Source organism: Mesorhizobium sp. M4A.F.Ca.ET.020.02.1.1 (assembly GCF_004022645.1).
Classification (GTDB): Bacteria; Pseudomonadota; Alphaproteobacteria; order Rhizobiales; family Rhizobiaceae; genus Mesorhizobium.
Window position 1 is genome coordinate 1 of the sequence record NZ_RZOI01000833.1, and the last position, 2,444, is coordinate 2,444.

At 66.2% G+C, this 2,444-nt stretch carries 1 protein-coding gene and 1 pseudogene; one reads left to right on the forward strand and one right to left on the reverse strand.

All coding sequences use genetic code 11. The features are described from left to right. Window positions 1–917, forward strand: a pseudogene (locus tag EN742_RS31825) (phosphoglycolate phosphatase); the annotation flags it as partial. Window positions 918–944: 27 nt separating this feature from the next. Here EN742_RS31825 and EN742_RS31830 read toward each other — a convergent pair. Beyond that, a partial coding sequence (locus EN742_RS31830) for a chromosome segregation SMC family protein (protein WP_148670401.1) occupies window positions 945–2,444 on the reverse strand: 1,500 nt, incomplete at its 5' end.

Sequence of the window (2,444 nt, forward strand, 5' to 3'; positions counted from 1 at the left end):
CGCTTACCGAACGGCTCGCGGAAAAAGGTCTGCAGTTCTGCATCTTCGATCCGGAGGGCGATTATGACGGGCTGCAGGGCGCTGTGCCGCTTGGCGATTCCTCGGCTGCGCCAAGCAAGGACCAGTTGCTGCAGCTGATCGGCAAGCCTGACACCAATGTCGTCGTCAACGGCCTGGCGTTGAGGGTCGATGAGCGGCCGGACTTCTTCGCGGAACTCCTGCCCGGCCTTGGCAATGTCCGCTACCGCACGGCAAGACCGCATTGGCTGATCATCGACGAAGCGCATCACCTTCTGCCCAAGCGGCGCGAGGACACGCGAGCGGTGCTTTCGCTTGAATTGCCCGGGACAGTGCTGATCACGGTGCATCCGGAAGCGATCTCGACGGATGCCTTGCGCCTGGTGACGGTAGTGATTGCGCTCGGACCTCAAGCGAAAGGCGTGATCAAGACGTTCTGCAAGGAAACCGGACTGGAGGCGCCGGGAAACATCCCCACCCCGAAAGGAGATCGCGTACTGCTCTGGCGGCCGCATACCGGCAAGAAGCCCTTTACCGTCAAGGCGATGGAGCCCAGCCAATCGCTGAAGCGGCACAGCCGCAAATATGCCGAGGGCCAGCTCGACGAAGCAGGCAGCTTCTATTTCAAGGGTCCCAAGAATGCGATGAACCTGAGGGCGCACAATCTGATCATCTTTGCCCAGATGGCGGAAGGCATAGACGACAAGACCTGGATGCATCATCTGCGCGCCGGCGACTATTCGGAATGGTTCCGCCGTCAGATCAGGGACAAGGAGCTGGCGCGCGAAACGGCCATGGCGGAAAAGGACAAGGCGCTTTCGGCCGAGGAGAGCCGCAAGCTGGTGCTCGATGCCGTACGCCGCCGCTATACGGCGCCAGCGACCGCTCCGGAGAAGTAGCCGATTGGCGGCATGTTGGCCGCCGCCTCAGCTCGCCTCGCGCATCGCCTCGGCGGCCTGCAGGTCGACGGAGACCAGCTGGCTGACGCCCTGCTCGGCCATGGTGACGCCGAACAGCCGGTCCATGCGCGCCATGGTGATCGGGTTGTGGGTGATGATGACGAAGCGCGTCTCTGTAGTACGGGACATCTCGTCCATCAGATTGCAGAAGCGCTCGACATTGTGGTCGTCGAGCGGCGCGTCGACCTCGTCGAGCACGCAGATCGGCGCCGGATTGGTGAGGAACACAGCGAAGATCAGCGACATCGCCGTCAGCGCCTGCTCGCCGCCGGAGAGTAGCGTCATGGTCTGCGGCTTCTTGCCCGGTGGGCGGGCGAGGATTTCGAGCCCGGCTTCCAGCGGATCCTCGGATTCGATCAGCTGCAGTTCGGCCGTGCCGCCGCCGAACAGATGCGAGAACAGGCGCTGGAAATGGCCGTTGACCACCTCGAACGCCGACAGCAGCCGCTCGCGCCCTTCGCGGTTCAGGCTCTGGATCGCCTGCCGCAATTTGCGGATCGCCTCGATGATGTCCTCGCGCTCGGAAACGATGGTCTCCAGCCGGTCGGACAGCTCCTTCTGCTCTTCCTCGGCGCGCAGGTTGACGGCGCCGAGCCGCTCACGCTCGACCTTCAGCCGGTCGAGCTGACGCTCGACATCGGCCATTTCGGGCATCGGTTCATCGGCTTCCAGACCGGTGTGGCGGATGACCAGGTGCGGTGGCGTGTTCAGCGTTTCCTGGATGCGCGCCTCGACCTCCAGCCGCCGCTCGTCGGCGGCGGTCAGCCGCTCCTCGGCGCGGACGCGGGTTTCGCGCGCTTCGGCGAGCGATTGGATGGCAGCGGTCGCGGCCTTGTCGAATTCGGCCTGTTTGTTCTCTGCTTCCTGCAAGCGGTCGGCCGCTGCCTGGCGCAGCGTCTCCGCCTCGGCCAGTTGCGAGAGCAGCGCGCGGCGCCTGGCATCGATCTCATCGGGAGCATCGGCCAGCCGCTCGCGCTCGGCCTCGGCTTCCGCCTTGCGCTCGCCAAGGGCGGCGATCTGCGTCGAGGCGTTCTCGGCCCGCTCCAGCCAGCTGCGGCGCTCGGCGCCGATGGCTTCGAGCCGGCGCACACGCGCTTCGGCTTCGCGCCGCAAGCCCTCATGGACGGCGCGCGCGTCGGCAAGAGTGGCTCGATCGCGCGAGACATTGTCCGAGGACTGTTCGAGCTGCAGTTGCAGGTCACCGAGATCGGGCGCGTCCTGCAGCAGCGTTTCGGCTTCCAGGAAGGCCGCCTGGGTTTCCTCATGGCTGTCGACGACGCGGGCGCGCGCCTCGTCGAGCGCGGCGCGCCGGCTCACCAGTTCGCCGCCGGCCTTCTCGGCCTCGGCCAGCGCGTTGCGGGCGGCATCCAGCCCATGCTGGGCATCGCGGCCGGCCTGGCGGGCATTGCGCTCGGCCTCGCTTGCCTGGCGCAGCGCCTGTTCGGCCTGGGCAAGGGCTGCTTCGGC